General features: G+C 50.1%; 24 protein-coding genes. 8 read left to right on the forward strand and 16 right to left on the reverse strand.

The window, feature by feature from the left end:
• Nucleotides 1-310: 310 nt before the first annotated feature.
• Nucleotides 311-1,828, reverse strand: a complete 1,518-nt coding sequence (locus BZG74_RS07255; protein ID WP_077772171.1) for a fumarate hydratase — start codon at nucleotides 1,826-1,828, stop codon at nucleotides 311-313.
• Between the two features lie 256 nt (nucleotides 1,829-2,084).
• Here BZG74_RS07255 and pabB point away from each other — a divergent pair, with 256 nt between their 5' ends.
• From pabB to BZG74_RS07275, 4 genes are all read left to right on the forward strand, one after another.
• Nucleotides 2,085-3,482: an aminodeoxychorismate synthase component 1 gene (gene pabB / locus BZG74_RS07260; protein WP_077772172.1), complete on the forward strand. Its 1,398-nt coding sequence runs from the start codon at nucleotides 2,085-2,087 to the stop codon at nucleotides 3,480-3,482.
• On the forward strand, nucleotides 3,479-4,243 hold the full coding sequence (locus tag BZG74_RS07265; protein WP_077771992.1) for an NUDIX hydrolase: 765 nt from the start codon (nucleotides 3,479-3,481) through the stop codon (nucleotides 4,241-4,243). The genes pabB and BZG74_RS07265 overlap by 4 nt, the downstream gene beginning before the upstream one ends.
• Nucleotides 4,244-4,480: 237 nt before the next feature.
• Complete coding sequence (locus BZG74_RS07270) at nucleotides 4,481-5,749, forward strand: serine/threonine transporter (protein WP_077771993.1); 1,269 nt, start codon at nucleotides 4,481-4,483, stop codon at nucleotides 5,747-5,749.
• Between the two features lie 244 nt (nucleotides 5,750-5,993).
• Nucleotides 5,994-7,355 (forward strand): L-serine ammonia-lyase, encoded by a 1,362-nt coding sequence (locus BZG74_RS07275; protein ID WP_077771994.1) that lies wholly within the window; start codon nucleotides 5,994-5,996, stop codon nucleotides 7,353-7,355.
• Nucleotides 7,356-7,449: 94 nt separating this feature from the next.
• Here the strand turns inward: BZG74_RS07275 and BZG74_RS07280 are convergent, their stop codons facing one another.
• Both BZG74_RS07280 and nfsA read right to left on the reverse strand, forming a co-directional pair.
• The gene (locus BZG74_RS07280; protein WP_046073118.1) at nucleotides 7,450-8,037 is read right to left on the reverse strand and encodes an acetate uptake transporter; all 588 of its coding nucleotides are present in this window, start codon (nucleotides 8,035-8,037) and stop codon (nucleotides 7,450-7,452) included.
• Nucleotides 8,038-8,290: 253 nt separating this feature from the next.
• A complete protein-coding gene (gene nfsA, locus BZG74_RS07285) occupies nucleotides 8,291-9,013 on the reverse strand; it encodes an oxygen-insensitive NADPH nitroreductase (protein ID WP_077771995.1) in 723 nt (240 codons plus the stop codon).
• 244 nt (nucleotides 9,014-9,257) lie between these two features.
• On the opposite strand from nfsA, the gene BZG74_RS07290 reads away from it, so the two are divergent.
• On the forward strand, nucleotides 9,258-9,524 hold the full coding sequence (locus BZG74_RS07290; protein ID WP_077458277.1) for a GrxA family glutaredoxin: 267 nt from the start codon (nucleotides 9,258-9,260) through the stop codon (nucleotides 9,522-9,524).
• 69 nt (nucleotides 9,525-9,593) lie between these two features.
• On the opposite strand, the gene BZG74_RS07295 is transcribed toward BZG74_RS07290, so the two are convergent.
• From BZG74_RS07295 to BZG74_RS07335, 9 genes are all read right to left on the reverse strand, one after another.
• A complete protein-coding gene (locus BZG74_RS07295; RefSeq protein ID WP_069587258.1) occupies nucleotides 9,594-9,866 on the reverse strand; it encodes a DUF4282 domain-containing protein in 273 nt (90 codons plus the stop codon).
• A 45-nt stretch (nucleotides 9,867-9,911) separates the two neighbouring features.
• Nucleotides 9,912-10,175: a Txe/YoeB family addiction module toxin gene (locus BZG74_RS07300; protein WP_077771996.1), complete on the reverse strand. Its 264-nt coding sequence runs from the start codon at nucleotides 10,173-10,175 to the stop codon at nucleotides 9,912-9,914.
• Nucleotides 10,172-10,414, reverse strand: coding sequence for a type II toxin-antitoxin system Phd/YefM family antitoxin (locus tag BZG74_RS07305; RefSeq protein ID WP_077577721.1), 243 nt, complete (start codon nucleotides 10,412-10,414; stop codon nucleotides 10,172-10,174). The genes BZG74_RS07300 and BZG74_RS07305 overlap by 4 nt, the downstream gene beginning before the upstream one ends.
• Nucleotides 10,415-10,501: 87 nt before the next feature.
• Complete coding sequence (locus BZG74_RS07310; RefSeq protein WP_077771997.1) at nucleotides 10,502-11,317, reverse strand: arylamine N-acetyltransferase family protein; 816 nt, start codon at nucleotides 11,315-11,317, stop codon at nucleotides 10,502-10,504.
• A 60-nt stretch (nucleotides 11,318-11,377) separates the two neighbouring features.
• Nucleotides 11,378-11,866 carry a GNAT family N-acetyltransferase gene (locus BZG74_RS07315; RefSeq protein ID WP_077771998.1) on the reverse strand — a complete coding sequence of 163 codons (489 nt, stop codon included), beginning with the start codon at nucleotides 11,864-11,866 and terminating at the stop codon, nucleotides 11,378-11,380.
• 121 nt (nucleotides 11,867-11,987) lie between these two features.
• Entirely contained in the window at nucleotides 11,988-12,629 is a 642-nt protein-coding gene (locus BZG74_RS07320; protein WP_077771999.1) for a LysE family translocator, read from the reverse strand.
• 27 nt (nucleotides 12,630-12,656) lie between these two features.
• On the reverse strand, nucleotides 12,657-13,121 hold the full coding sequence (locus BZG74_RS07325) for a GNAT family N-acetyltransferase (protein WP_077772000.1): 465 nt from the start codon (nucleotides 13,119-13,121) through the stop codon (nucleotides 12,657-12,659).
• Between the two features lie 447 nt (nucleotides 13,122-13,568).
• Nucleotides 13,569-14,435 (reverse strand): hypothetical protein, encoded by an 867-nt coding sequence (locus BZG74_RS07330; RefSeq protein ID WP_077772001.1) that lies wholly within the window; start codon nucleotides 14,433-14,435, stop codon nucleotides 13,569-13,571.
• An 864-nt stretch (nucleotides 14,436-15,299) separates the two neighbouring features.
• Nucleotides 15,300-15,668, reverse strand: coding sequence for a hypothetical protein (locus BZG74_RS07335; RefSeq protein ID WP_077772002.1), 369 nt, complete (start codon nucleotides 15,666-15,668; stop codon nucleotides 15,300-15,302).
• A 943-nt stretch (nucleotides 15,669-16,611) separates the two neighbouring features.
• Between BZG74_RS07335 and BZG74_RS07340 the strand changes: the two genes are divergently transcribed.
• From BZG74_RS07340 to BZG74_RS07350, 3 genes are all read left to right on the forward strand, one after another.
• A complete protein-coding gene (locus tag BZG74_RS07340; RefSeq protein ID WP_046073105.1) occupies nucleotides 16,612-18,291 on the forward strand; it encodes an aspartate:alanine antiporter in 1,680 nt (559 codons plus the stop codon).
• A gap of 101 nt (nucleotides 18,292-18,392) precedes the next feature.
• Nucleotides 18,393-19,067: a response regulator gene (locus tag BZG74_RS07345; RefSeq protein WP_046073104.1), complete on the forward strand. Its 675-nt coding sequence runs from the start codon at nucleotides 18,393-18,395 to the stop codon at nucleotides 19,065-19,067.
• A 3-nt stretch (nucleotides 19,068-19,070) separates the two neighbouring features.
• A complete protein-coding gene (locus tag BZG74_RS07350; RefSeq protein WP_077772003.1) occupies nucleotides 19,071-20,438 on the forward strand; it encodes an ATP-binding protein in 1,368 nt (455 codons plus the stop codon).
• A 142-nt stretch (nucleotides 20,439-20,580) separates the two neighbouring features.
• On the opposite strand, the gene pgsA is transcribed toward BZG74_RS07350, so the two are convergent.
• The 4 genes from pgsA to BZG74_RS07370 form a co-directional block, all read right to left on the reverse strand.
• A complete protein-coding gene (gene pgsA / locus BZG74_RS07355) occupies nucleotides 20,581-21,141 on the reverse strand; it encodes a CDP-diacylglycerol--glycerol-3-phosphate 3-phosphatidyltransferase (protein WP_077668268.1) in 561 nt (186 codons plus the stop codon).
• Nucleotides 21,142-21,190: 49 nt separating this feature from the next.
• Nucleotides 21,191-23,023, reverse strand: a complete 1,833-nt coding sequence (gene uvrC / locus BZG74_RS07360; protein WP_077668267.1) for an excinuclease ABC subunit UvrC — start codon at nucleotides 23,021-23,023, stop codon at nucleotides 21,191-21,193.
• 29 nt (nucleotides 23,024-23,052) lie between these two features.
• Nucleotides 23,053-23,697 (reverse strand): UvrY/SirA/GacA family response regulator transcription factor, encoded by a 645-nt coding sequence (uvrY, locus tag BZG74_RS07365; protein WP_077772004.1) that lies wholly within the window; start codon nucleotides 23,695-23,697, stop codon nucleotides 23,053-23,055.
• Between the two features lie 281 nt (nucleotides 23,698-23,978).
• Nucleotides 23,979-25,430, reverse strand: coding sequence for an NAD-dependent succinate-semialdehyde dehydrogenase (locus BZG74_RS07370; RefSeq protein WP_077772005.1), 1,452 nt, complete (start codon nucleotides 25,428-25,430; stop codon nucleotides 23,979-23,981).
• Nucleotides 25,431-25,675 lie beyond the last annotated feature (245 nt).

The following is a 25,675-nucleotide window of genomic DNA, read 5'->3' on the forward strand; positions in this document are numbered from 1 at the left end:
AAGATAGCGTTAGTGGTGAGCTATCTAAGAAAATGTGGCTTTAACATGGCGGATATAAGGCAAATACTGGCTTCTATCCGCCAATTTGGGCGTTGGTCGGTAGCGACCACTCTCTAACAAAAAATATCGCGATCGCGGCCTACGGCCGCTTATCAAAAAGAACCCCGCCTAAAAAGGCGGGGTTCGTCAGCAATCTGATGCGCCAATTTGGCGCATTTTTTTATGGTTTCTATCCACTTAAACGCTGTTCAACTCAATGCCTTCTTGTTAACGCAAGCAGGTGTTAAGCCGAACAGGCCAAATTAACGGATTAGTCATCCATTTCGGCGATCTTTACCTTCCAGGTGTCAGGGCCAATCTGATGCGCATTTTGCCCCTGTGAGTCGACGGCCACCGTCACTGGCATATCTTCCACGTCAAGCTCGTAGATGGCTTCCATTCCTAAGTCTTCAAACGCCACTACGCGTGCATGCTTGATCGCTTTCGAGACCAAATAGGCTGCGCCGCCAACCGCCATCAAGTACACGGCTTTGTGGTTCTTGATTGACTCAACCGCCGCCGGGCCACGCTCGGCTTTACCAATCATGCCCATCAAGCCGGTTTCGGCGAGCATCATGTCAGTGAACTTATCCATACGGGTCGATGTGGTGGGGCCTGCTGGGCCAACCACTTCATCACCCACCGCATCGACAGGACCCACGTAATAGATAAAGCGACCATTAAAATCAACGCCTTCGGGAAGGCCTTCGCCATTGCGTAGCATTTCTTGCAAGCGCTTATGTGCGGCATCGCGTCCGGTCAGAATTTTGCCTGACAACAGCACGGTTTCACCGGTTTGCCAGCTTTGCACGTCCTCTTTGGTCACCGTATCCAGGTTGACACGACGTACATTATCGCCGACTTCCCAAGTGACTTGCGGCCAGTCGTCCAATTTGGGTGGTGCCAACTCGGCAGGCCCAGTACCATCAAGTGTAAAATGCACATGGCGGGTGGCAGCACAGTTTGGAATTAAGCACACAGGTTTAGATGCAGCGTGCGTTGGGGCGGTTTTCACTTTTACATCCACCACCGTGGTTAAACCGCCCAGCCCTTGGGCACCGATACCCAGCTTGTTCACACGATTGAAAATATCGAGACGCAACGCTTCTTCGGCATTGCTTGGACCACGGTCGATAAGCGCTTGAATATCAATGTGCTCCATCAATGATTCTTTCGCCAACACCGCCGCTTTTTCTGCCGTGCCGCCAATGCCGATACCCAGCATACCCGGAGGGCACCAACCCGCGCCCATTGCAGGCAAGGTTTTTTCTACCCACTCGGCAACATCATCCGATGGGTTAAGCATCACCATTTTAGTTTTATTTTCAGAGCCACCACCTTTTGCGGCAATTTGGATATCTACGGTGTCACCTGGCACCATATCAATGTGCACCACCGCCGGGCTGTTATCACGGGTGTTTTGACGTTTGCCTGCCGGATCAGCCACCACAGAGGCACGCAACGGGTTGTCAGGATTGGTGTACGCACGTCGCACCCCTTCATCCACCATTTGCTGCACCGTCATATCGTGTCGGTCCCACTGTACTGCCATCCCTACTTTGACAAAACAGGTGACAATGCCCGTGTCCTGGCAGATCGGACGCTTGCCCTCGGCCGACATTCGCGAGTTAATCAAAATCTGTGCGATGGCATCTTTCGCCGCTTGGCTTTGCTCCTTGTTGTAGGCTTTTTCAAGGGCTTGAACAAAATCAAGAGGGTGGTAGTAAGAGATATATTGCAGGGCATCTGCAACGCTTTCGATCACGTCTTGCTGTTTAATAGTGGTCATCATTGCCTCTGGTGTCATTTGCAGGACCCAAAGCGGGTATCCAGTGTTGGGGAGGCTTTCCCCTCGTTATTATCGTTTGGCTAGGCAGTTTTACTGCTCTGTGATGAGAGAAGTCGATGGTTGACAGCAACCTCGCTTCGTCTTTTATTGTTGCTCGTGCCGGAAAAGACCTAGCTATGATACGCTTAGCGCTATCTGCGCGCCACACGGCGTCTTAACCGTGATCACAAAAAGAAGAATGCAACCACAAAACGCCATGAAGCTCACTACCACGCCAATCGACTACGCCCCGGATCTTGCGTTGACCCTGTTTGATAAGATAGCTCATCAGCCCTGGGCGATGTTGCTCCACTCGGCCACACGGACGCATCCGGATAGTCGCTTCGATATCCTGGTCGCCGATCCCATCGCCACGGTGACCGCGCGCCACAACCAAGTGACCACGCGTTATCCCGATGGGCACACCACCACTGACGATCACGATCCCTTTCACTGGGTCGCACAATTACAAGCACAGCTGTTACCGGCGGTTTCTGAAATCGCCCCCTGGCCGTTTGCCGGCGGTGCCCTTGGATATTTTGGCTATGATTTAGGGCGCTGTGTTGAAACCCTACCCACGCGGGCTAAAGACGAGCTCAATGTCCCTGACATGGCGGTTGGCCTTTACGACTGGGCAGTGGTGATTGATCATCACCAGCATCAAGCGGTGGTGATCGCCCCTGACAGCGATCAGCGCTGGCAATGGCTCACTCATCAGGCTGCACCGTCCCGTCCATCGTTTGCACTCACCGAGCGCTGGCGCGCGAACATGACCGAGGCGCAATACCAGCAAAAGTTTGCCCAAGTGCAAGCCTATTTACATGCCGGTGATTGCTACCAAATCAACTTAGCTCAACGCTTTTCCGCCCACTATCAAGGGGATGAATGGCAAGCGTATCGCAAATTGGCAACCCGCAATGGTGCCCCCTTCTCTGGCTTTATCCGCTTAGCAGACAGTGCCATCTTATCGGTCTCGCCCGAGCGCTTTCTCTCTCTGCACAACCAACAGATTGAAACCAAACCTATCAAGGGCACGCGTCCACGCTATACCGATCCGCAACAAGATGCAGACAGCGCTCAGGCACTGAAATCGGCGGAAAAAGATCGTGCTGAAAACTTGATGATTGTCGATTTGCTCAGGAACGATATTGGCCGAGTTGCCTCGCCAGGTTCGGTTTCTGTGCCTAAACTCTTTGATATAGAGAGCTTTCCTGCCGTCCATCATATGGTGAGCACGGTCACAGGTAGGCTCCCTGATGAAAAAACAGGCCTCGATCTGCTTCGCGCGGCGTTTCCCGGTGGCTCAATTACCGGGGCTCCCAAAGTACGCGCAATGGAAATTATTGAAGAGCTTGAGCCTCACCGCCGCCATATTTATTGCGGCAGTTTTGCCTACCTCAGCCGCTGTGGCCGGATGGATTCGAGCATTACCATCCGTACCTTGGTCGGCCACCAAGGCCAACTGCACGTATGGGCGGGCGGCGGTTTGGTTGCTGATAGCAAGGCAGATGCGGAGTACCAAGAAACACTCGACAAAGTCAGCCGCATCCTCCCCGTACTGGCAGACGATGACAGCTTGGCTGCCCCTTTAACTGATTTAACGGAGTCACGATGACGCTAATCGCCGAAGAGCATGCTTATTTCACGCCTATCCGCTGTACGTTACGCGCGAAAGCAGCTTGTTGGTCTGCGTCCTCGACTCATCCTCAACCTATCTGTGACGCGCCAGGCCACCCCTTATCGCCTGCCGATGTGACCCGAGCTTTTTCGTTAACGCCGCTGGCGCGCCACGATAGCCGCATTTTGAATCGCGTTCGCCTCTCACCCAGAATTTTGGGTGGGGCCGATTTTCAACCCGCGGCGGTGCTAATCGGCCTGGTGCCGCGCGAAAATGGGATTCAACTGGTATTAACCCAACGCGCGAGTCACCTAAAACATCACCCTGGCCAGGTCAGCTTTCCTGGCGGCAAGCGGGAGCCTTCTGACAGAGATAACACCGACACCGCCACGCGGGAAATGTGGGAAGAAACCGGGATTCGCGTTGCCCCTGACGCGATTATTGGCCACCTGTGCCCGCTTCCCACCGTCACTGGCTATTACATTCACCCTGTCCTGGCGTGGGTGGCGCCCGATTACCAGCCGTGTCTTGATGACAATGAAGTCGCCGCCTGCTTTGAGGTGCCGTTAGATACCCTTTGCCGTCCGGGACATATTCGCGAACAGTCTTTCCTACTGTATGGCCAGTGGCATCCTGTGTGTGCGTTTTATCATCAAAACAGACTGATTTGGGGCGCCACCGCGCAACTACTCCGCGCGCTAATCAGCCAGCTAACATTGTTTTCACCCTCGGGCGACCACTCGTCAACTCGCTCATAACCATGGCAACAGTTGGGATTTTGACGCACTTTGATGCATATTTATCCAACAAATAGCTATACAGTGATGCCTGCATAATACGTCAATCCACCCTCCGTTATTGATAGTCATCACATTTTGGTGCAATAGTCTGCGCACCACTTTTCATATAGCGATCTAGCTCTTGGTTTTCTCTGTGGAAATCGCCAGAATTCGCCTTCCCTGATTCCTGTTCCCTACAATGTGAGTAGTATTGTTATGCAAACAACCTCGACGACTGGTACCAGTGCAACATCGCGCCCGCGCTGGACCAAACAAGATACAACCTGGGCGCTTTCCCTTTTTGGCACCGCGGTTGGCGCGGGTATTCTTTTCCTTCCTATCAATGCAGGCATGAGCGGCTTTTGGCCATTAGTGGTTATGACCCTGCTTGTTGGCCCAATGACCTTCTTTGCCCACCGCGGCCTCTCTCGTTTTGTTTTATCTTCTAAAAATGCGGGCAGCGACATTACCGAAGTGGTTGAAGAGCACTTTGGTGTTGGCGCGGGCAAACTGATCACCTTGCTGTACTTCTTTGCAATCTATCCGATTGTGTTGATCTACGGCGTGGGTATTACCAACACCGTCGACTCCTTCTTGGTCAACCAGCTTGGCATGGCATCGCCGCCACGTGCGATCCTCTCGTTGGCACTGATTCTCGGCATGATGGCAGTAATGCTACTGGGCGAAAAAATGATGCTGCGCGTGACCCAGTTCTTGGTTTACCCACTGGTTGGGATCTTGGTCTTTATGTCCATCTACCTGATCCCAGAGTGGAACACCGCGGCCCTATCGCAAGTGCCGTCTGCGGGTGACTTTGCCATTACCCTTTGGATTTCTATTCCGGTACTGGTTTTCGCCTTTAACCACAGCCCTGCGATCTCGTCGTTTTCATTGGCACAGCGCCGTGATCACGGTGACGACGCGGAATACAAGTCTGGCCAGATCCTGATGCGCTCAGCTGCCATGTTGGTCGGTTTCGTGATGTTGTTTGTCTTCTCTTGCGTACTCTCCCTCACGCCAGCAGATCTAGAAGCGGCGAAAGCGGAAAACATCGCAATTCTTTCTTACTTGGCCAACAAACATGAAAGCCCGTTCATTTCCTTCTTGGGTCCACTGGTCGCCTTTGTTGCGATTGTGTCCTCGTTCTTTGGTCACTACCTAGGCGCACGTGAAGGCCTGAACGGAATTGCCACCAAAACCCTGCGCAGCATGGGTAAACCGGTTGATCGCAAAAAAATCGACGTGTTCACCGTGGTATTCATGATCCTGACCATTTGGTTAGTCGCCACCCTCAATCCAAGCATTTTGGGGATGATTGAATCACTTGGCGGCCCAATCATTGCCACCATCCTGTTTATTATGCCAATGTATGCCGTGAAAAACGTGCCAGCAATGCAGAAATATTCAGGTACAATCAGCAACGCCTTTGTTCTGATTATGGGACTGGTAGCAATTTCTGCGATTACGTACAGCATGATCTCTTAATCACTAACGATTCTGAATCTGCCGTCTTGCTTAATCGAACACAGCGCGCGCAGCAGGCGCTATAGGACTGCTGCATTGGGCTCTATGCCCAACCGCATCCATCGATGTTTGCGGCTAACAAGGAGCAGTGAAGGCTGCTCCTTTTCATTATGGCGAGCGAGCGCTTGCCATCACAGTCAATACCATGGACGGATGGCGTAAACACTAAATCCATTGCCCTTAGGGCATTGACTGAGGTAGACACATGATCAGTGTTTTTGACATTTTTAAGATTGGCGTTGGCCCGTCCAGTTCTCATACGGTTGGCCCAATGAAAGCGGGCAAGTGCTTTGTTGATGAGCTAACTGCCAGTCAGCGTTTAACCGACGTCGATCGCGTCACGGTTGACGTATATGGCTCATTGTCACTCACCGGTAAAGGCCATCACACCGACATCGCTACCATTATGGGCTTAGCGGGCAACAGCCCTGAAACCGTTGATATCGATTCAATTCCCAGCTTTATTAAACGGGTAGAAGAAACAGAGCAACTGCCACTGGGTGAGCAGCAACACGTCGTCGCCTTCCCGCGCGATGGAGGGATGAACTTTCATACCTCTAACCTCTCACTGCACGAGAACGGCATGCAAATCCATGCTTGGCAAGGCGATGAATGCGTGCTGAGTAAAACCTATTACTCGATTGGCGGTGGCTTTATTGTTGAAGAAGCCGAGTTTGGTCAGCCCGCCATGCAAACAGTGCAAGTCCCTTACGACTTCAATAGCGCAGATGGCTTACTGGCACTCACCCAAGAAACCGGTTTTTCAATCAGCGGCTTGGTGATGGCCAACATGCGCAGTATGCACAGCCAAGACGAGATTGATACCTACTTCGCTGACATTTGGAAAACCATGCAGGCATGTATGGACCGCGGGATGGAAAACGAAGGCGTATTACCTGGCCCGCTGCGCGTGCCGCGCCGTGCTGCCGCCTTACGTCACCAATTAAAAACTAGCGAAAAATACAACATTGACCCCATGGCCGTGGTCGATTGGGTGAACATGTTCGCCTTTGCCGTAAACGAAGAGAACGCCGCCGGAGGCCGTGTGGTCACCGCGCCCACCAATGGTGCGTGTGGCATTATTCCTGCGGTGCTGGCCTACTACGACAAATTTATCGAGCCGGTTGATAAGCAAATCTACACCCGCTTTTTTGCCGCCTCTGGCGCAATTGGTGGTTTATACAAACAAAACGCCTCCATCTCTGGAGCAGAAGTGGGTTGCCAAGGTGAAGTCGGCGTTGCCTGCTCCATGGCCGCCGCTGGCCTGGCTGAGTTGATGGGCGGTAGCCCGCACCAAGTATGTATGGCGGCCGAAATCGCCATGGAGCACAACTTAGGCCTCACTTGTGATCCGGTTGCCGGGCAAGTACAAGTGCCGTGCATTGAGCGCAACGGCATTGCCGCGGTGAAATCCATTAATGCCTCGCGCATGGCACTTCAACGTTCGTCCGAGCCGCGTGTATCACTGGATAAAGTGATTGAAACCATGATGGAAACCGGCAAAGACATGAACGCCAAATACCGCGAAACCTCACAAGGTGGATTGGCCGTTAAGGTGATGTGTTAATCCGTCACTGTCAGGCTTAATCGCGCATAAAAAAAGCTCGACCATTCACATGGCCGAGCTTTTTTAGATCTCAACAATCTAATCTATCAGGCGTTTACGCGGTTTGTGGCGCTAACGTTGCTTTTTGCTCGCCAACAGGCAACACAGTACGGCCGTATTCTTCGTTAAGCACCTGCGCCATCGCGAAGTAAATCGCACTCAAGCCACACACAATGCCCTCAAAGCCCGCAATGGTGCCAATCAGTGCACTGCCGGTAAAATCGCGTGCCGCCAGCAAGAAGAAAAGTACGGTCAAGCTAGCAAAGACAAACTGCTTCGCCAGGCAGTAACGGCGTGAACCGATGTACATAAAGCCGGTAAATACGCCCCACATCACCAAGTACCAACCCATAAAGCCGGCTGGGCTCGGTTGAGCAATCCCCATTTCTGGCATGACAATTAGCCCTACTAGCGTCAGCCAAAACAGGCCATAAGAGGTGAATGCCGTGGTACCAAAGGTATTGCCCTTTTTGAATTCCATGATGCCGACAATCACTTGCGCCAAGCCACCATAAAAAATGCCCATCGCCAAGATCATGCTATCAATGGGGAAAAAACCCGCATTATGAATGTTCAATAATACCGTGGTCATGCCGAAACCCATCAACCCCAAAGGGGCAGGATTAGCCAGTTTGTTTTCCATTAGAGCCCTACTTCGTATAAAAACAATTTAATGTTGAAAATGAGCGCGGATAGTGTCAGATAAAAGTGATTATCACGCGCAAAAACGCGGCAATATTACGGTTTACAGGACAGATGTAAATAGGTTTTAGCGCTTAGCGGCAGGATTAGACAATAAATCGATCAAATCAGATAACAAACTGGACAAACTGAGGCGATAAATAATAAAAAAGCAGCAAAACGCTGCTTTTTTATCCATCACATTCAGGCGCTCTCTAACGAGTGCTAAACCCTTTGCTGTGTAGAAAGTCTTTCATAAACGGACGCGCTTCTTTTTCTAACGTGGCGGAGATCTGCTCGCTCCAGCTCATGTCTTTATTGCCCCCCGTGCGGGTTCGGTAATACTCACGCACTTGGTTGTCATAGTCGCTTAGCGCCGCTTCATCAATGGCTTGATAGCTGTTTTCGTGCACCAAAAGCTGTACAGGCAACTTAGGCTTGGTTTCTGGGTCTTGCGCCGGTACACCCAAGCACATACCAAACAAAGGCATCACATGATTGGGCATCGCCAGTAGTTCAGCCACCTTTTCCGGCTGATTGCGTAAGCCGCCGATATACACGCCGCCTAGGCCCATCGACTCTGCCGCCACCATCGCATTTTGCGCCATGATGGCACCATCAATCGCACCGATAAGCGTCTGCTCGGTAAAGCCCAACTTGGCATTAGGGTTGATTTGCTCATGGCGATGAAAGTCCGCACACCACACTAAAAACTCAGCACAGTCGGCCACATACGCTTGGTTGCCCGCGTATTCCGCCAGCAAGCGTCGTTTTTCTTTGTCCGTCACACGAATAATACTGGTGGACTGTAAAAAGCTTGAGCTGGATACCGCGCGCGCCGCATCGATAATCTGGGTTAATTGTTCGGAAGAAATCGCGTCTTGAGTAAATTTACGAATAGAGCGGTGAGAAAGAAGTGTCTCAATTGTTGGATTCATCGTGCTTCCTTACTTGACGAGCCGTAAAAGAGGGAGTTACAGGTTTTACACCTTTATACACATGGAAGCAATCACCCTGCTCTGACGCTTTATTCCCCGACAAATTCACAAGCACGTGATCACGCGCGCGGCCGCGTCTAGACGCTTATCATCGATTTTTCCTATTGGTGCAAAAGGGAAATTCATCTTTTCTAACGTTCGCCTATCAGGCATAGTAAGGCCATTAACGCTAAAGGAGATGACTATGTTCGTCGTAATTTTTGGCCGCCCCGGCTGCCCATTCTGTGTTCGCGCAAAAGATTTGGCTGAAGAATTGAAAACAAGCCGTGAAGATTTCAACTACCGCTATGTGGATATTCACGCAGAAGGTATTAGCAAAGCCGACCTAGAAAAAACCGTCGGCAAGCCAGTTGAAACCGTGCCACAAATCTTTGTTGACCAAGCGCACGTTGGCGGCTTTACCGAATTTGAAGCCTACGCCAAAGAAAACCTCGGCCTGTATCAAGAATAAGGCGCCGACAATCTTGCTAAAAAGCCAGCCTCACGCTGGCTTTTTTAATCCTCAATGATATCAACGCGTTTACACGTCTGAACGCTCCTTCACGTCTTTTAAACTTTGAAGATTTTCGTTGATTTTAAAGATCACAATCATCAACTCACACCAAATCCTTGCCCCTACTGCACCGGCAACAATAGTAAACAGGCCAATAGCAACGTTTTCCAACCGCATCCCACCGTAGCTACCAAACATAGTGCCCAGTCCAGAGAACAACGCAATCAGTAACAGCAGCCAATACAGTCCGGTGACCAGTTTTGGCGTCAACATCGAATTAAAAAAGAAGATAGATTTCACAGTTTGTTCCTTAAAAAAATGAGAGAAGAGTATTCGAATTAGCCACTACTGATAATGGCTCCAGAGCCTGAGCACTTTCACCACTTGTTCATCCTCGAGGACTTGATAGACCAAGCGATGTTGAATATTAATACGGCGTGAATAGGCACCAGTGAGATCGCCGACAAGCTTTTCAAATGGAGGAGGTTTACGGTAGGGGTCGTCTTCAATCAGTGCTAACAGTTCTTGCGCTTTTGGTTTGAGGCCACTGGCGGACAGCTTTTTTGCGTCTTTCTGGGCTTGTTTGGTGTAAACCAACTTCCATGTCACCAGTCCAACGCCTCATCGCATTCATCCGTCGGCGTGGCGATGCCTTCGCGAATTGACTCACGCATCCCTGGTACAGAAAGCAAATAGAGTGTTTCCTGAATTGCTGACCAGTCTTCTTCAGAAATCAGCACTGCTTTGTTACGTTTGCCCGCAATAACAATGGGCTGATGCGATTCGGCGGTTTCATCAATGAGCCGATACAATTTGCTACGCGCTTCAGTGGCAGTGATCCCCGTCATAGCGCCTCTCCGGTGATTAGTTTTTAAACAAGTGTACGACATCGAGTACGTACGTCAAGACGAACGTATTCGTTAACATCCGCTCACTCAAACCGCCGCGTTGGCCGTCACCTTTGCAAACACGGTTTCCAACACCGTTTTGGGCGGTTGCAATAAAAACGCCTCATGAACCAACTGGGTTAATGCCTCGAGGCTATCGATGCTTTGATCGGTAATGAGTTGCCCTGCCGCATCCCACACCAAAAACTGCTGATTGCGGATCAAATAGCGGTGTGAAGCGGTGATCAACGACACCACGAGGTTATTGACGAAAATGGCTTCGGGATGTTGATGAGAATAGAAGTGCGCCACTTCAAAGTCGGCTTCTACCACGTCGTAGAGCTCAACCTCATACAGCGTTAATGGTGGTTGGTCGGGCTCGTGTAATACCACGGTCACCACATCGCCATTGCGCGTGATTTGATAGGTATCGTGCCCAATAGTGCAGGTGCGCTGGTTGATATTGAGTAACCCGCGCGGGGTTTTATTGCCAAAACCAACGTCGACTAAATAGGTCTCGCCATCGAGCTCAAGCACATTCATACGGTGAGTACGGGGATTGGTGGGTTTACCATTGAGCATCACTCGCGCCAGCACACTGCGCACCTTAAACCCCAAATGTTTCAGGGCAAGGTAGGCAATTTTATTGTGCTCAAAGCAATAGCCGCCTTGTTGGTTCACCACCAACCGCTCAAACAAGGCATCCGTCTGTAAAGAAAGCGGCTGCCCCGCCAAGGCATTAAGGCTAGAAAACGCATACCGCGCCAAGTGCTTTTCAATAAGCTCAGTGACCAGTGCCACGCCCTTCGCCTCACTCAACGCGAGGCGATGTAAATACTCTTCAATCATGGGTGCTGATGTCATCGTCGACTCCTTATGTGAATGGCACCAGATTAATCCCTAAAGAAGGGTTGAGGTAAAGCGTTAATCGGATGAGAAGAGCGACTTTTCCATACGTAGCAATACCCATGACTCACCGCGAAATGAACGCATACCGCTTTCTCGAGAAGTGACCACAAATCCCAATGACTCATAGCATCGTTTAGCCGCGGTGTTGTGCTCAAACACTGCGAGCGATAACGCGTCAGCACGATATTCTGACTTGGCCAATTGGATAAGCTGGTAGAACATTCGATTGGCGATGCCTTGACCTCGAAACGGCTTAGCAATAAAAACACGACAAATGCGCAAGTGACCCTCACTGGTTTCGACCAGCTCTGCGTATCCCGCGCTCTCCCCCGAGACAGAAAACATAAAAGGCCACACATCGGGGTGTGCACAATGCTGGCTGATCTGGTGCGCATTTAACGGAAAATCAAAGGTTGGGCCGCCCCATTGGTAATTTAATTCGTCTGAGTCGATCCAGTTTATCAATCGCTCGTAGTCAGATCGGGTGAAGGCTCTGAGTGCCATTTATTGAGACTCCAATATGCATGATTACGTCAGTAATAGCGCGACAATTTTCTTTATCAAAGGGCTGAGTCCCGCGCACCTAGCAATAACACACTTACTCTAGAGCCTTGTGTGTCACGACTCACGCAGTATTGCGGTTAAAGGCGGAGCGCAGCAACCCTAATCCTGCCAGTGCAAAGATCCCAGACACTACCCGCTCAACCCAATGCGCCACTTTTTGGTAGACGTTCATCACGCCGTTGATTGAAAACAACAGGGAGTACATCCCATTCACCAAAAAGCCGACCAGCATACAAGTCAGCACCGCCGCGACAAGAAACAGCCCATCGCTGCTTGAACCCATCCCAACCGACAAAGCCGCCATCCATGCCACCACGGTTTTAGGATTAGAGGAGTTTAAAACCACGCCACGAACAAACCATTTTCGGTATCCCGCTTCTTGGTTGTCGTTTGTGGAGACCGTCGCGGCGGCATTAAAGGATGATTTAAAAGAAAGGTAAGCCAGCCATAGAAGATAAACGCCACCCACGACTTTTAGCAGCATGAGTAAATACACCGATCCTTGTAGCACCACACCCAAGCCACTGGCGGCAACAATACCCCAAAACAGCAGCCCAATGGATAACCCTGCGCCGTAAACAAGGCTAACTTTTCGCCCCTTACTCATGGCGATGGTTGCATTGGAGATGTTCGCCGGCCCCGGAGAGACCGCAACAACAAAAAATGCGAACCCTATTGAAACGAGTGATAAAACATCAGTCATCCTTGCTCCTTATTATCGGTGTTGTGTTTACAGTGGTTTTTCCATCAGCACGCAGTCTAAACGGATCCCTTTTGGGGAGTGATACGTTGATACCTCATCGCCCACAAAGCCGCATGCGCGATAAAAGGGCGCTGCATTGAGCGTGGACTTGAGCGTTAGTAATCGCAAGCTCTGCTCTTTCGCTAAGTGCTCTAAAAACTGGAGCATCTTTGTCGCCGCGCCCCTGCCACTGTAATCTGGCTCAACAAAGATGGCATCCACCACACCAGTTTGTGTGTTGAGCTTACCGCTACCGATAACCTGCCCGTCTATTTCAGAGACGTAAAACGTATCGACCACGTCGGTAATAAAACGCTCAGACAGGCTACCCTGCGTCCAAAGTGAAAGCTGCTCTTCCGTATAGTGTGCTGAACACTTAGCTAAAATAGCTCGGCTTTTTAAATCAAAAATAGCCTGCGCATCGTTTTGGTTGGCTTTTCTAATGGTGATCAAAATACGTCCTTGTTTGGTTAAGCTGAGTGACTTTCTGTTATGCCGTGAAGGTAAAGAGTTTAAGTTATTGACAAGTCGAAAATCTACTTTTAACGATCGTTAACAGAGTTGTGGAAGAGGGAAATCTAGCGTAACTTCTTTTGTTAACTCGTTCCCACGCTCCTGCGTGGGAATGTATATGGATTTGAATCATAGGCAGGTTCGCCAAAAAATCACCGAACTGCACTTGATCGCTGTTCTAACACTAGCGGACAGCGTCACCTCTAGCGAACAGCCAGTTCAATGCCCTAGGCAGCATAATGTTATACTGGGTATGGTGCTGTTTACGTTTGAATGATAGCAAGAGCTAGATATGCATTCCCACGCAGGAGCGTGGGAACGAGAAAAAAGAAAAACGGGCCAGCCTACGTAATCGGATACTGCCCCGTTGGCAAAAACATTAAAAATTTAGTCTTTTGCTACTTCTTTTATTCTATCAATATACTTTTCTATTTCACCTTCATCGAAAGTGGTGGTTCCATCGTTTTTCAAAACAAATGGAGCTCTAAACTTATACACTRCTTTCGACCCATTTCGATACGGGAAAACGGTTATTTTTACTGGAAGGCTATCCCCATCATCACCTAAATCAAAAAGCTTACCTTTTTGTATATCATACTTTTTAACTTTCTCATCGTTATACTGATACTCGCCTAGAATGCGCGTAAAGTTCGCATATACAGACTCATCGTTATACTTAACGTTAAAGTCACCCGAGAACTCTTTAAAACCATCAAATTCAGGATGAATCCTAGAGTTTATTCTTTCAATATCATCTTTCGCTTCTTGCGTTGTAACCAGTGGGCTTATTGGTAATAAAATTGCGGATTTACCCGGCTTCACCTCAATAAAACGTGGAGTTAAAACGGAAACGGTTTTTAGGTTCCCCTGCTCTTCTATTTGGAGTTCATAACTAGCAAAGGTAGACGTGGTGTTAGAGCTATCTGTATCAGAAAAATACTCACCGTTTACATATGAGACGAAAAGTCTATTATCATTTGATTTTACCTCTAATCCTTTTAAATCATAGAGACCACTAACCCCAGTATAGTATCGACTTATTCCTTTGATTTTAGAACTCTCTCGTATTTCTCTCTTAAGCTCTTCCCTTATCATATCATCAGTTAAAGGGTCACCTGTGGGTAGTTCCTTCATAAACACGAACTCTTTAACATCAGATTCTAAACTGACTTTTTCCGGTTGTGTATCAACGGCCGAACAAGCTGATAGAAGTGTTATAGAAAAAAACAAAAAAAACTTATAGAATTTTTGCACTTTTAGCATCCTTTTGCATGTAAGTTGAATGAAAACGCTATCAATCCCCTACTCTCCATCATGAGGAAAAACAGCTCAAAGTGAGTAATCGTATTCTATCAATTTGACACACAATTGAGAATAGGGCTCTCCGAATAGATCAGCGTATAAGTACTCAACCAGTTTCAGTATCCCTTCAGCTAAACTTTCTCTACGAAACGAGAGCTCATTAGGCAATAAACACTTCTATTAGACCAATAAGCTAAACTTCGTCAGCTCAGGAAAACCATGTCCGAGCCGAAATTCACGTCGTAATGAGGGCAGGTAGAGCGACTTTCTTCACCGGCGGACAGTAATTTTGAGCTTATATAATAGCTCATTAAAGTGTAAAGAAATAATTACAAACCTTTGGCTCTTCACCGGATGTAGTGGAAAGTGTTAATTCGTTCCTACGCTCCTGCGTGGGAATGTATATGGATTTTGAATCATAGCCAGAGTTCGCCACAAGATCACCGAACTACACTTGCGCTCTGTTCTAACACTAGCGGACAGCGTCACTTTTGGGGAACAAGCCAGTTCAATGCCCTAGGCAGCATAATGTTACACTGTTCATGGTGCTGTTTGTGTTTGAATAATAGCAAGAGCTAGATATGCATTCCCACGCAGGAGCGTGGGAACGAAAAATAATGTCTAGTGGCCCTGTCACATGATTCGCAGGCAGCGGTGAGACCGCAGCAAGAGACCTTCTATATATTTTTCCGTAAGCAATGACTTAATAGCGGAAATGACAGAACGAAGTAGACGACTTTATTGTTCGAAAGCATTTGCTGCTGGCGCAGCCAAAAAAATGTTATTGTCTATTGTCCGGAGAAGGGCTCATATGTGTTATGCGTATGACTTAGCTGCGCGCGCATGAGCTAAATTTTCCAGTTTTAATAGGAAATCATTTAGTTCATCGGAAACCCCGGTGTAAGAAAAGCTGGGATACTCTGGCTTACTACTTTGACCATTAGTTGTTTTGATGTACTCAATTTCTTGTTCAGGAAAGAAAGCAACAATCAAAGTGCGAATTTCAGAGTTTAAACCAAGGTCTTGTCCTAACTCTGTAGAGCCAAGAGTAACTTGAATCTTTGTTTTCTCAAGATCCATTTTTGCTAGTCTTTGAGTTTTAAACCCCAGTACTTTTAAGTCGCGTTTTGAATTGAAAGAAAACCAACCTTGATTATTTATTACTTCAAAATTTCCAAGTTCCATAAGTTCCCATTTCTCCGATACGCATAACGCCGCCAGCACGCGCGGCTTTGTAATGTAGGCGCAGCCGCAAAGAAAAATCCGTCGCCGTGACTGGCCTTGTTAAGCGCTACTGCTACAAAGCGCGCTACGTAAATTATGGTGCGGGGAGAAGGAATCGAACCTCCTCTCGTTTCTCCTGGATCGGGAAGGCAATTCACAATTACTGATCTCTCGCTCGGATTGAAAGTGTCCCACCAGGCCCGCAGAAACGCCACCCCGCACCAAACGCATGTAGTAAATACGATCAGATTTTCCATGACTACCTCCATTATGGCTTTCGCTTTCATTTCAATATTCACTTCCAATCCGAACGAGATCACTGCTCTCGCTTCAATACCTACCGTTACCCCCAAGTCGTCTAATTTTGTACGCTTAACATTGCATTAGCACGCACACTCACTTCCCCAAAACCGTTATACGAGCCTTTTCTTTCTTAACTTACTGTTATCAATAGCATTTGTCGCGATTACTATCTGTCTCTTCCCCGCGAAAGCCTGCATCCGATTGGGCTTTCTATCCGATAAGCGGGTTAACTATCCAACCTTTCCCACGCTACCGCCCGCCGGTTTTGGGCACCCGATAAGCCATTTCCTTTTTTGTAGTAAGGATTAGCCTAACAGAGGCGTGATAACGTTTTCATTCCCTAATGTCCAAAATGTTAGCTAGCGCTAATTCTGTGAGATTGCTTCGAGGATTTGGCTGAGAACTTGCGGGTGCGTTGGTTGGGTCTAAAAAGCCAGCCGAGGGTGCCGTTTTTTGTTTATGGTTCCAAAAAACATGCAACTGGTCTTTTTTTACGCAAAATTAATGATTATTTCACTAAATTTGTACAACAAAGTGTGATTAAGGTTGGTATAATTTTCACCACATTAACCCCCTGCACGCTCTGTCGGACATTTGTGCTGTGAATATAGACGTCAATAACCTCCTGCTCCAAAACGATATTTTACTCCTTTTTGTAGTTCTCGCCCTCGGCCTCGCAGTCGGAAAGATCAAAATTGGTAGTGTGCAACTCGGCGGATCCATCGGCGTGTTGTTCACCGCGATCATTTTTGGCAACGCGGGATTCACCTTCTCGCCTGATACCCTCAGCATCGGCTTTATGCTGTTTATCTACTGCGTGGGAATCGAGGCGGGGCCTAACTTTTTTGGCGTCTTTTTCCGTGACGGAAAATCATACCTATTGCTTGCCTTAGCGGTGTTACTCAGCGCCATTGGCTTAACCCTGTTCTTCCAAAACCATTTGGGGCTAGATATCAGCATTGCCACCGGGATGATGGCTGGGGCACTCACCGCCACTCCGGTACTGGTGGGCGCGAAAGATGCGCTTAACTCCGGCTTAACCGGCGCGGAAGGCGAACAGCTGGGGATGATGATTGATAACCTCAGTGTCGGCTATGCCATGGCTTACCTCACCGGCTTGGTGAGCTTGATTGTGCTGGCGAAATTGATGCCGAAGTTGCAGCGCCATAACCTTGAGCACTCCGCCCAACAGATTGCGATTGAGCGCGGCTTGGGCAGTGAATCACAGCGTAAGGTCTATTTACCCATTATTCGTGCATATCGGGTTGGGCCTGAATTGATCGATTGGATTGATGGCCGCAATCTGCGTGAGCTGGGTATTTATCGCCAAACCGGCTGTTATATCGAGCGTATTCGCCGTAACGGCATTTTGGCTAACCCCGATGGGGACGCCATTTTGCAACAAGGCGACGAGATTGCCTTAGTGGGCTATCCCGACAGCCATGCGCGGCTGGACCCGAGCTTTCGTAACGGTAAAGAAGTGTTTGACCGCGATCTGCTCGACTTGCGCATTGTTGAGGAAGAAATCGTGGTGAAAAACGACAGCGTGGCGCAGAAAAAACTGTCGGATTTAAACTTGTCGGAATACGGCTGCTTTTTAAACCGAGTGGTGCGCGCTCAGGTTGAAATGCCGATGGATCAAGGGATTATCCTCAACAAAGGCGATGTGCTGCAAATCAGTGGTGAGAAAAGCCGGGTAAAAGGCTTGGCCGACCGCATCGGCTTTATCTCGATTCATAGCCAAATGTCGGATTTACTCGCATTTTGCTGCTTCTTTATTTTGGGGCTGGGCTTGGGGATGATCACCCTCACCTTCGGCCAAGTGACCTTTGGCCTGGGTAATGCCGCTGGCTTGCTGTTGGCGGGGATCAGCCTCGGCTTTTTACGTGCCAATCACCCCACTTTCGGCTATGTGCCCCAAGGGGCGCTGAATATGGTCAAAGATCTCGGTCTGATGACCTTTATGGCCGGCATTGGACTAAGTGCCGGTAGTCGGCTGTTTGATTACATCGCGGACATGGGCTTTTCGGTGATCCTGGCCAGCATTGTGATCAGTGTTATCCCAGTGATTGTCGCCTATTTGATTGGTGCGTATGTGCTGAAGATGAACCGCGCGCTCTTGTTTGGCGCAATCATCGGGGCAAGAACCTGTGCGCCGGCGATGGATATGATCAACGAGCATGCTCGCAGCACCATTCCTGCCTTGGGCTACGCGGGCACGTACGCGATTGCCAACGTTATTTTGACCTTGGCCGGCACCTTGATGATTATTTTGGTGTAACGTCACGCTGGAGACAGTCGCTGAGTCAGCCAAAATTCAGTTTATTAAACCTATAATAAAGGCGTCCACCTCGGGCGCTTTTTTGTTTTACAGGGGCTTTTATGCAGGTTCTTATTATTGAAGATGACTCGATTTTGAGTCATCACCTGAACACCGAACTCAGTGAACTCGGCCACCATGTTCGCTGTGCCAGCACCGCCAGCGAAGGGCTTTATTACGCTGACCAGTACCCCAATGATATTGCCATTGTTGACCTTGGTTTACCCGATCAAGATGGCATTAGCCTGATTCGCGATATTCGCGCCAAAGGGCTGCGCCTGCCGATTTTGGTGCTCACCGCGCGCGCCAATTGGCAAGATAAAGTCACGGGCTTAGATGCCGGTGCCGATGACTACCTGGTAAAGCCGTTTCAAAAGCCGGAACTAGTCGCACGACTAAACGCATTGGTGCGTCGCAGTGCTGGTTTTGTGAAGCCCACTATCACCGCTGGCGATATCGAGTTAGATTTGTTGGCGAAATCGGTCACCGTCAACGGGCAAGCACTAGAGCTGACCGCCTTTGAGTATGATTTGTTTGAGTACCTGATTCGTCACAGTCGCGAAGTGATCTCGAAACAACGCTTGCTCGATGTGCTGTATCATGACCAAGATGGCGACCCCAACACCATTGAGGTGATGATCAGTCGTCTGCGTAAAAAGCTGATCCAAACCGGACACGACAACCCCATCTCGACAGTGCGTGGCCAAGGCTACCTGTTCGAGATCCAAGCTGAGTAAACCATGAAACTAGGCCAATTTACCCTTTGCCAATGTCGCCCCCGACTGCGCACCCGCGTGCTCGCTACCTCGATTGGCATTATTCTCCTTTTCTCGATTGCGCTTGCGGCCTTGATTAATAAGCTGTATCAGCAAAATTCAATGGCGGCTTACTCGCGCGATCTGGCCTCACAAATCCCGATGGTGATGGCGCAACTCAGTAAAGACGGGCTGATCCGCGCTGACCAGCTAACCGCTTGGATCCAATCGCTTGACCCGTCCAGCAGCGATTATATGTCGGTGCTGTGTACGCCTGATAACCACACGCTGTGGACCTCGCGCGATGTACAAGCGTTTAATATCGACGATATCTGCACGCTGATCCCTAACGAGGCGAAAAAGCCGCAGTATCTTTCCATTGCTGGTTTTAACGTGGTGGCGCAACGGCTTTCATCAGAAAAACAACCGGGTGATAGCGAGAACCGATTGTTTGTGCTGCGCAACGTCGACAAACAAAAGCAGCAGTTAGCCGATTTAGAAGCAGAGACGTGGTTTTACATCAGCTTGCTGTTTGTCTCGGCGTCGGCACTGGTGGTTGCCGCGTGTCATTGGAGCTTTTCCCCACTGCGCCGCTTGGCCAAAGAGCTGATCGCGATTACTGAATCACGCCAGCAAACACTGGATAACGATTACCCTGACGAGCTGCAAGATGTCACCCAAGCGCTTAACCGGATGATCACCCAGCGGGAAAAGCAAAAATCCCGTTATCGCCACGCCATGGATGATTTGGCGCACAGCTTAAAAACGCGTTTATCCGCCACCAATGCCCTGCTCGATGATAATCATCTGTCGCGCGAGCAGCTAAATAAGCGGATTTTGGAGCAAGTCAGCCAGATGGATGACATGGTGCAATACCAGCTTAAACGCGCACTGGTGGGGCAATGTGGACTGAAACGTGAAGATAGCCCACTCAGCGCGCCTATCGATAGCCTGACCGGCATGTTAGATAAAGCCTATCGCGATAAACCCGTGAAAGTAGTGCGAGCGTTTGATGAACATGCCTCTTTGCCGGTGCACCGCAGTGATTTGATGGAGTTACTCGGTAACTTGCTGGAAAACGCCTACCGGTTTTGCCTTGAAACGGTGCAAATCCGGCTCGACGATCACGGCGAAGTGTGGCAATTGGCGATTGAAGACGATGGCCCCGGAGTACCTGAGCAATATCGGGAAAGCATATTCCAGCGCGGCGTGCGTGCCGATCAGCTTAACCCTGGCACCGGCATTGGATTAGCGGTGTGCGATGAAATCATTGCCAGTTACGATGGCAACATCCACGCCAGCGACTCCCCGTTGCAAGGGGCGGCGTTTGTGTTGACCATTCCCAAGCGCTAAGCCGAACGCTTAGCTTAAGCGCGACGCCAAACAGGCAGGTGCTTTCGCGCTGCCACCAGCAGCAAACAAAAAACGCAGCCAAATCCTGGCTGCGTTTTTATTGATAGGTCACGGACGTGAATGCGTTTGCTGAGTGCCCGGATTATTCATCCTCCGGGTCGGCAAGCAAGTCGTCTTTGGCTGCCATCATGTACTGATACATTGACCAATAGGTCAGACCTGCCGCAGCGTACAGCGCAATGTAACCTAACCATTCAATCCACGGCGCGCCATGCCAAAGCAGCATGGTCAGTGCGAACATTTGTGAGCCGGTTTTAAATTTCCCCACCCAAGAGACCGCGACGCTGGCACGTTTGCCGATTTCGGCCATCCACTCGCGCAGGGCCGAGATAATCACCTCACGCGCAATCATGGTTGCCGCGGGAATGGTGATCCAAATAGAGGCGTAGTGTTCAACAATCAGCACCATGGCAATCGCCACCATCACCTTGTCGGCGACGGGATCTAAAAAGGCACCAAAACGGGTCGATTGCTTTAAGCGACGCGCTAAATAGCCATCTAACCAATCGGTGGCACCAGCAATCACAAAAATCAGTGCTGCCGCAAACGGCGCCCAGGCATAAGGTAGATAGTAGGCAACAACAAAGACCGGAATAAGCGCAATGCGCAAAAAGGTCAAAATGGTAGGTATATTTAGACGCATGCTCAGCTTTTTATTTTAGGATTAACTGGGTTATGGTGCCCCATTGCCACTAACCTTGCAATGAGGAATGAATTTTCTCTGCCAATGTGGCGCTGATCCCGGGCACCTTGGCGATTTCTTCAACACTGGCGTTTTTCAGCTCTTGAATCCCGCCCAAGTATTTCAGCAAGGCCTGGCGGCGTTTGGGGCCTACGCCATCAATTTGGGTGAGCACACTTTGCTTGCGTGCTTTGCCCCGTGCCGCGCGGTGTCCGGCAATGGCATGATCGTGGCTTTCATCGCGAATATGCTGAATAAGGTGCAACGCCGGCGAGTCTGCAGGCAGCGAAAACTCTTCGCCCGAGACCTTAATCAAGGTTTCGAGCCCCGGCTTACGGCTGGTGCCTTTAGCCACCCCTAAAATGAGCGGGTTAACCGGCCAATCAGCAATCAACGGCTCGAGCACCTCCCAAGCACGGCTAAGCTGGCCCTTCCCCCCATCGATGACAATGATATCGGGGATTTTTTCTGGCTCGACTTGCTTGCTATAACGGCGCGTCAGTACCTGCGCCATCGCGGCATAATCATCGCCGCCGGTGATCCCCTCAATGTTGTAACGGCGATACTCTTTTTTCAGCGGCCCGTCTTGGTTAAACACCACGCAAGAGGCGACCGTTTTCTCGCCCATGGTGTGGCTGATATCAAAGCACTCCATCCGCTTAACCGGCTCTAAGCCCAGTGTCTCTTGCAGCGCTTGGTAACGATTCTGGATGGTCATCCGATGGTTGATTTTGCTGGTCAAAGCAGTGCGCGCATTGGTGTTGGCCAGCTTCAAAAAGCGGGCTCTGGCCCCACGCGGACGGCTTTGTAAGCGCACATTGCGACCGGCTATTTCACTCAAGGTATTCGATAGCCAACCCAGATCATCGCCGATATCGTCAGAAATCAAAATATGGCTGGGAATGGTGCGCCCTTCCGCTTGCGCCAGATAAAACTGGCTGACAAAACTTGAGACCACTTCACCAGGGTCGGTTTCTGCCGGCATCTTAGGAAAGTGGCTTCGACTGCCCAGCACTTTGCCTTGGCGCAGGAAGAGCACATGAATGCACGCCACCCCGTTTTCTAATGCAAAGCCGATAACGTCGATATCATCATCACTGTCTTGCGAAACAAATTGCTGCTCTTGTACGCGGCGCAACGCTTGGATTTGGTCGCGGTATTCCGCCGCCTTTTCAAATTGCAGCTGTTGGCTGGCGGTTTCCATTTTGGCGACCAGGCTGTCGATCACTTCGCGGTCTTTGCCTTGCAAAAACATGCGCGCGAAATTGACTTGCTCGGCGTAGTCGTCATCACTAATCAGCCCCGGCACACAAGGGCCAGAGCAGCGACCAATTTGATACATTAAGCAAGGCCGGCTGCGGTTGGCATACACCGAGTCTTCACACTGGCGAACCGGGAATATTTTCTGCAACAGATGCAGGCTTTTGCGTACCGCATTGGCATCAGGGAAGGGACCAAAGTATTCGCCCTTTTTCTTTTTCGCGCCACGGTGGATCGCTAGCCGCGGATGCTCGTGAGCACTGAGGTAGATGTAAGGGTAAGACTTATCGTCTCGCAGCAATACATTGTATTTAGGGCGGTGCTGCTTGATCAGGTTGTGCTCAAGGATCAATGCTTCGGTTTCGGTGTGGGTCACCGTCACCTCTACATCGGCGATGTTACGCACCAAGGCTTTGGTTTTCTCACTGGAAACCTGCACCCGAAAGTAGCTGGCTAGGCGTTTGCTAAGGTCTTTGGCCTTGCCCACATAGATAATTTCACCCGCGGCGTTCATCATGCGATAAACGCCGGGCTGGTGAGGAACGGTTTTTAGAAAGCTTTTCGCATCGAAGGTGTTCGGCACTGCGCGGTCTCGTCCTGGATTACTTCGCGTTACAGGGTTTCGGTGTCGAGCATGCCGTGCCTGATAGCAAGGTGGGTCAATTCCGCATCGCCATTGATCCCCAACTTGCTGAATAAGCGATAACGGTAACTGTTCACCGTTTTCGGGCTCAGGCTAAGTTGCTCGGAAATGTCGGTAACCTTTTGCCCTTTGGTGATCATCAGCATGATCTGTAATTCACGCTCTGACAGTTCTTTGAAAGGATTATCTGAAGAGGCAGAGAACTGACTGAGTGCCATTTGCTGGGCAATGTCCGGTGAAATATAACGCTGACCGCTGTTGACCATGCGGATCGCGTTCACCACTTCATCGGCACCGGCGCCTTTGGTTAAATAACCCGCCGCGCCGGCTTGCATCACCTTGGTTGGAAACGGATTTTCTGTATGGATCGTGAGCACGATAATCTTGGCGTCCGGCGAGTAACGAAGCAACTTGCGTGTCGCCTCTAACCCACCGATGCCTGGCATATTCATGTCCATTAGGACAATATCGGCGTGATTTTGCCGGCACCACTTGAGTGCAGCTTCACCGCTGTCGGCTTCCCCTACCACTTTTATGCCACGAACGTCTTCTAAAAGACGTCGAATCCCTGTGCGAACCAGCTCGTGATCATCTACAAGGAACACATTGATCAATCTTGTATCTCCACTTGGTTTGGTTCGCCAACTTGCTGCAACAAGGCAACGGTTGGACTTCTCTTACGCATATTACTTGAGTTTTACCACGGATGAAAAGCCAACAACAGAGCGGATGTGGGCAAATGCAAATATTCATACATCAAGCCACCAAAAAACAGTCAACCTGACTGAATTATCACCAATTTGGTGACATTCGAGGCAAGTTGACTGCAAGAAACAGCGTAAAACCCGCTTTACGTGTCAGCAATTTTTAACACTTCGCGGGGCAATCACCGAGGCTAAGACAAGCTTAAGCATAAGTACTTCATTTCTAGGTACTCATCCAGTCCCCATTTAGAGCCTTCACGGCCAAGGCCTGATTGCTTCACCCCACCAAAGGGTGCTACCGCGGTCGAAATCAAGCCGGTGTTGATCCCCACCATGCCGTACTCCAGCGCTTCTGCCACCCGGTGCACGCGGCTGATGTCTTTGGCATAAAAGTAAGAGGCTAAACCAAATTCGGTATCATTGGCCATGGCAATAGCGTCTGCTTCGTCCTCGAACGAGAACAGCGGTGCCACGGGGCCAAAGGTTTCTTCTTTGGCTATCCGCATCGCTGGGGTGGCGTATTTAATCACCGCCGGTTGGGTATAGTTTTCACCTAGCTCAGGGCGCGCGCCACCCAGTTCAATCGCAGCGCCTTTTTGCTTGGCATCGTCCAGGTGGGCATTCACTTTGTCCATCGCCCCTTTGTTAATGAGAGGGCCAATGTCTACACCGTCGTCGGTGCCTTTCCCTACCTGCAATTGACTTACCGCTTGGGTAAATTTTTCGGCAAAAGCTTCATACACACCCGCTTGCACGTAGATGCGGTTCACACAGACACAGGTTTGCCCTGCGTTACGAAACTTGGCTGCCACCGCACCTTCAACCGCGGCGTCGATATCGGCATCATCAAACACAATAAAGGGCGCGTTGCCACCTAACTCCAACGAGAGCTTTTTGATACTTGGGGCACACTTTTCCATCAACTGTGCGCCGATTTCAGTGGAGCCGGTAAACGAGAGCTTACGAACGCGTCTGTCGGCGCATAAGGTATCGCCGATGGGGCCCGACGCCCCAGTCACTACACTGATCACCCCAGCAGGCAGACCGGCTCGCAACGCGAGCTCACCGAGAGCCAATGCCGATAACGGCGTATCACTGGCTGGCTTAACCACCATGGTGCAACCCGCCGCCAGTGCCGCGGCCGCTTTACGGGTGATCATTGCCGCCGGAAAGTTCCACGGGGTGATCGCCGCGGTCACGCCAATCGGCTGCTTGATCACGGAAATACGCTTATCCGCTTGCTCCGCCGGAATAGTCGCGCCATACACGCGCTTCGCTTCTTCAGCAAACCACTGTAAAAACGACGCCGCGTATTGGATCTCGCCCGCGGCTTCTTTTAGCGGCTTGCCTTGCTCGGCGGTCATGATTGCGGCTAAATCATCTTTGTGCTCAAGCATCAGCTCGTACCAGCGATAAAGCACGTCAGCCCGTGCTTTGGCGGTTAAATCTCGCCATTCGGGTAGCGCGGCATCCGCGGCATCAATGGCGCGGTGAGTTTCTTCAGCCCCCATATTGGGCACCGTCGCCAAGTGGTCTCCGTTCGCAGGATTAGTCACTGCGCGGGTTTGTTGGCTATCGGCATCAACCCACTTGCCATTGATCAGTGCCTGCGTTTTTAAAAGCTCAGGATCCTGCAAATGCATAGTGGCTCCTTATTTGTTGAGGAAAAGATAATCACTGTGGAAAAAGATAGTCATAGCGTGATAAGGGCACCTTGCCAGCTAAGACGAGGTACGACAAGATAAGGCGCAATACTGTTAATAATAAGCCAGTAAAGCCATCTTGCCTAAATGAGTAGATAGTTGGGGCAAGATCGTCGAGAACGGTTTTACCACAAAAGGCGAAATGTAGGTGCAAACACAGCTGGCCTCTCAAACCGATAAAGGAT

The organism is Salinivibrio sharmensis (assembly GCF_001995985.1).
GTDB lineage: Bacteria > Pseudomonadota > Gammaproteobacteria > Enterobacterales > Vibrionaceae > Salinivibrio > Salinivibrio sharmensis.

Excerpts from the sequence above, each read along its gene's own strand:
- BZG74_RS07255 (WP_077772171.1), bottom strand. The coding sequence starts at position 1,828 with ATGACCACTATTAAACAGCAAGACGTGATCGAAAGCGTTGCAGATGCC.
- pabB (WP_077772172.1), top strand. The coding sequence starts at position 2,085 with ATGAAGCTCACTACCACGCCAATCGACTACGCCCCGGATCTTGCGTTG.
- BZG74_RS07265 (WP_077771992.1), top strand. The coding sequence starts at position 3,479 with ATGACGCTAATCGCCGAAGAGCATGCTTATTTCACGCCTATCCGCTGT.
- BZG74_RS07270 (WP_077771993.1), top strand. The coding sequence starts at position 4,481 with ATGCAAACAACCTCGACGACTGGTACCAGTGCAACATCGCGCCCGCGC.
- BZG74_RS07275 (WP_077771994.1), top strand. The coding sequence starts at position 5,994 with ATGATCAGTGTTTTTGACATTTTTAAGATTGGCGTTGGCCCGTCCAGT.
- BZG74_RS07280 (WP_046073118.1), bottom strand. The coding sequence starts at position 8,037 with ATGGAAAACAAACTGGCTAATCCTGCCCCTTTGGGGTTGATGGGTTTC.
- nfsA (WP_077771995.1), bottom strand. The coding sequence starts at position 9,013 with ATGAATCCAACAATTGAGACACTTCTTTCTCACCGCTCTATTCGTAAA.
- BZG74_RS07290 (WP_077458277.1), top strand. The coding sequence starts at position 9,258 with ATGTTCGTCGTAATTTTTGGCCGCCCCGGCTGCCCATTCTGTGTTCGC.
- BZG74_RS07305 (WP_077577721.1), bottom strand. The coding sequence starts at position 10,414 with ATGACGGGGATCACTGCCACTGAAGCGCGTAGCAAATTGTATCGGCTC.
- BZG74_RS07310 (WP_077771997.1), bottom strand. The coding sequence starts at position 11,317 with ATGACATCAGCACCCATGATTGAAGAGTATTTACATCGCCTCGCGTTG.
- BZG74_RS07315 (WP_077771998.1), bottom strand. The coding sequence starts at position 11,866 with ATGGCACTCAGAGCCTTCACCCGATCTGACTACGAGCGATTGATAAAC.
- BZG74_RS07320 (WP_077771999.1), bottom strand. The coding sequence starts at position 12,629 with ATGACTGATGTTTTATCACTCGTTTCAATAGGGTTCGCATTTTTTGTT.
- BZG74_RS07335 (WP_077772002.1), bottom strand. The coding sequence starts at position 15,668 with ATGGAACTTGGAAATTTTGAAGTAATAAATAATCAAGGTTGGTTTTCT.
- BZG74_RS07345 (WP_046073104.1), top strand. The coding sequence starts at position 18,393 with ATGCAGGTTCTTATTATTGAAGATGACTCGATTTTGAGTCATCACCTG.
- BZG74_RS07350 (WP_077772003.1), top strand. The coding sequence starts at position 19,071 with ATGAAACTAGGCCAATTTACCCTTTGCCAATGTCGCCCCCGACTGCGC.
- pgsA (WP_077668268.1), bottom strand. The coding sequence starts at position 21,141 with ATGCGTCTAAATATACCTACCATTTTGACCTTTTTGCGCATTGCGCTT.
- BZG74_RS07370 (WP_077772005.1), bottom strand. The coding sequence starts at position 25,430 with ATGCATTTGCAGGATCCTGAGCTTTTAAAAACGCAGGCACTGATCAAT.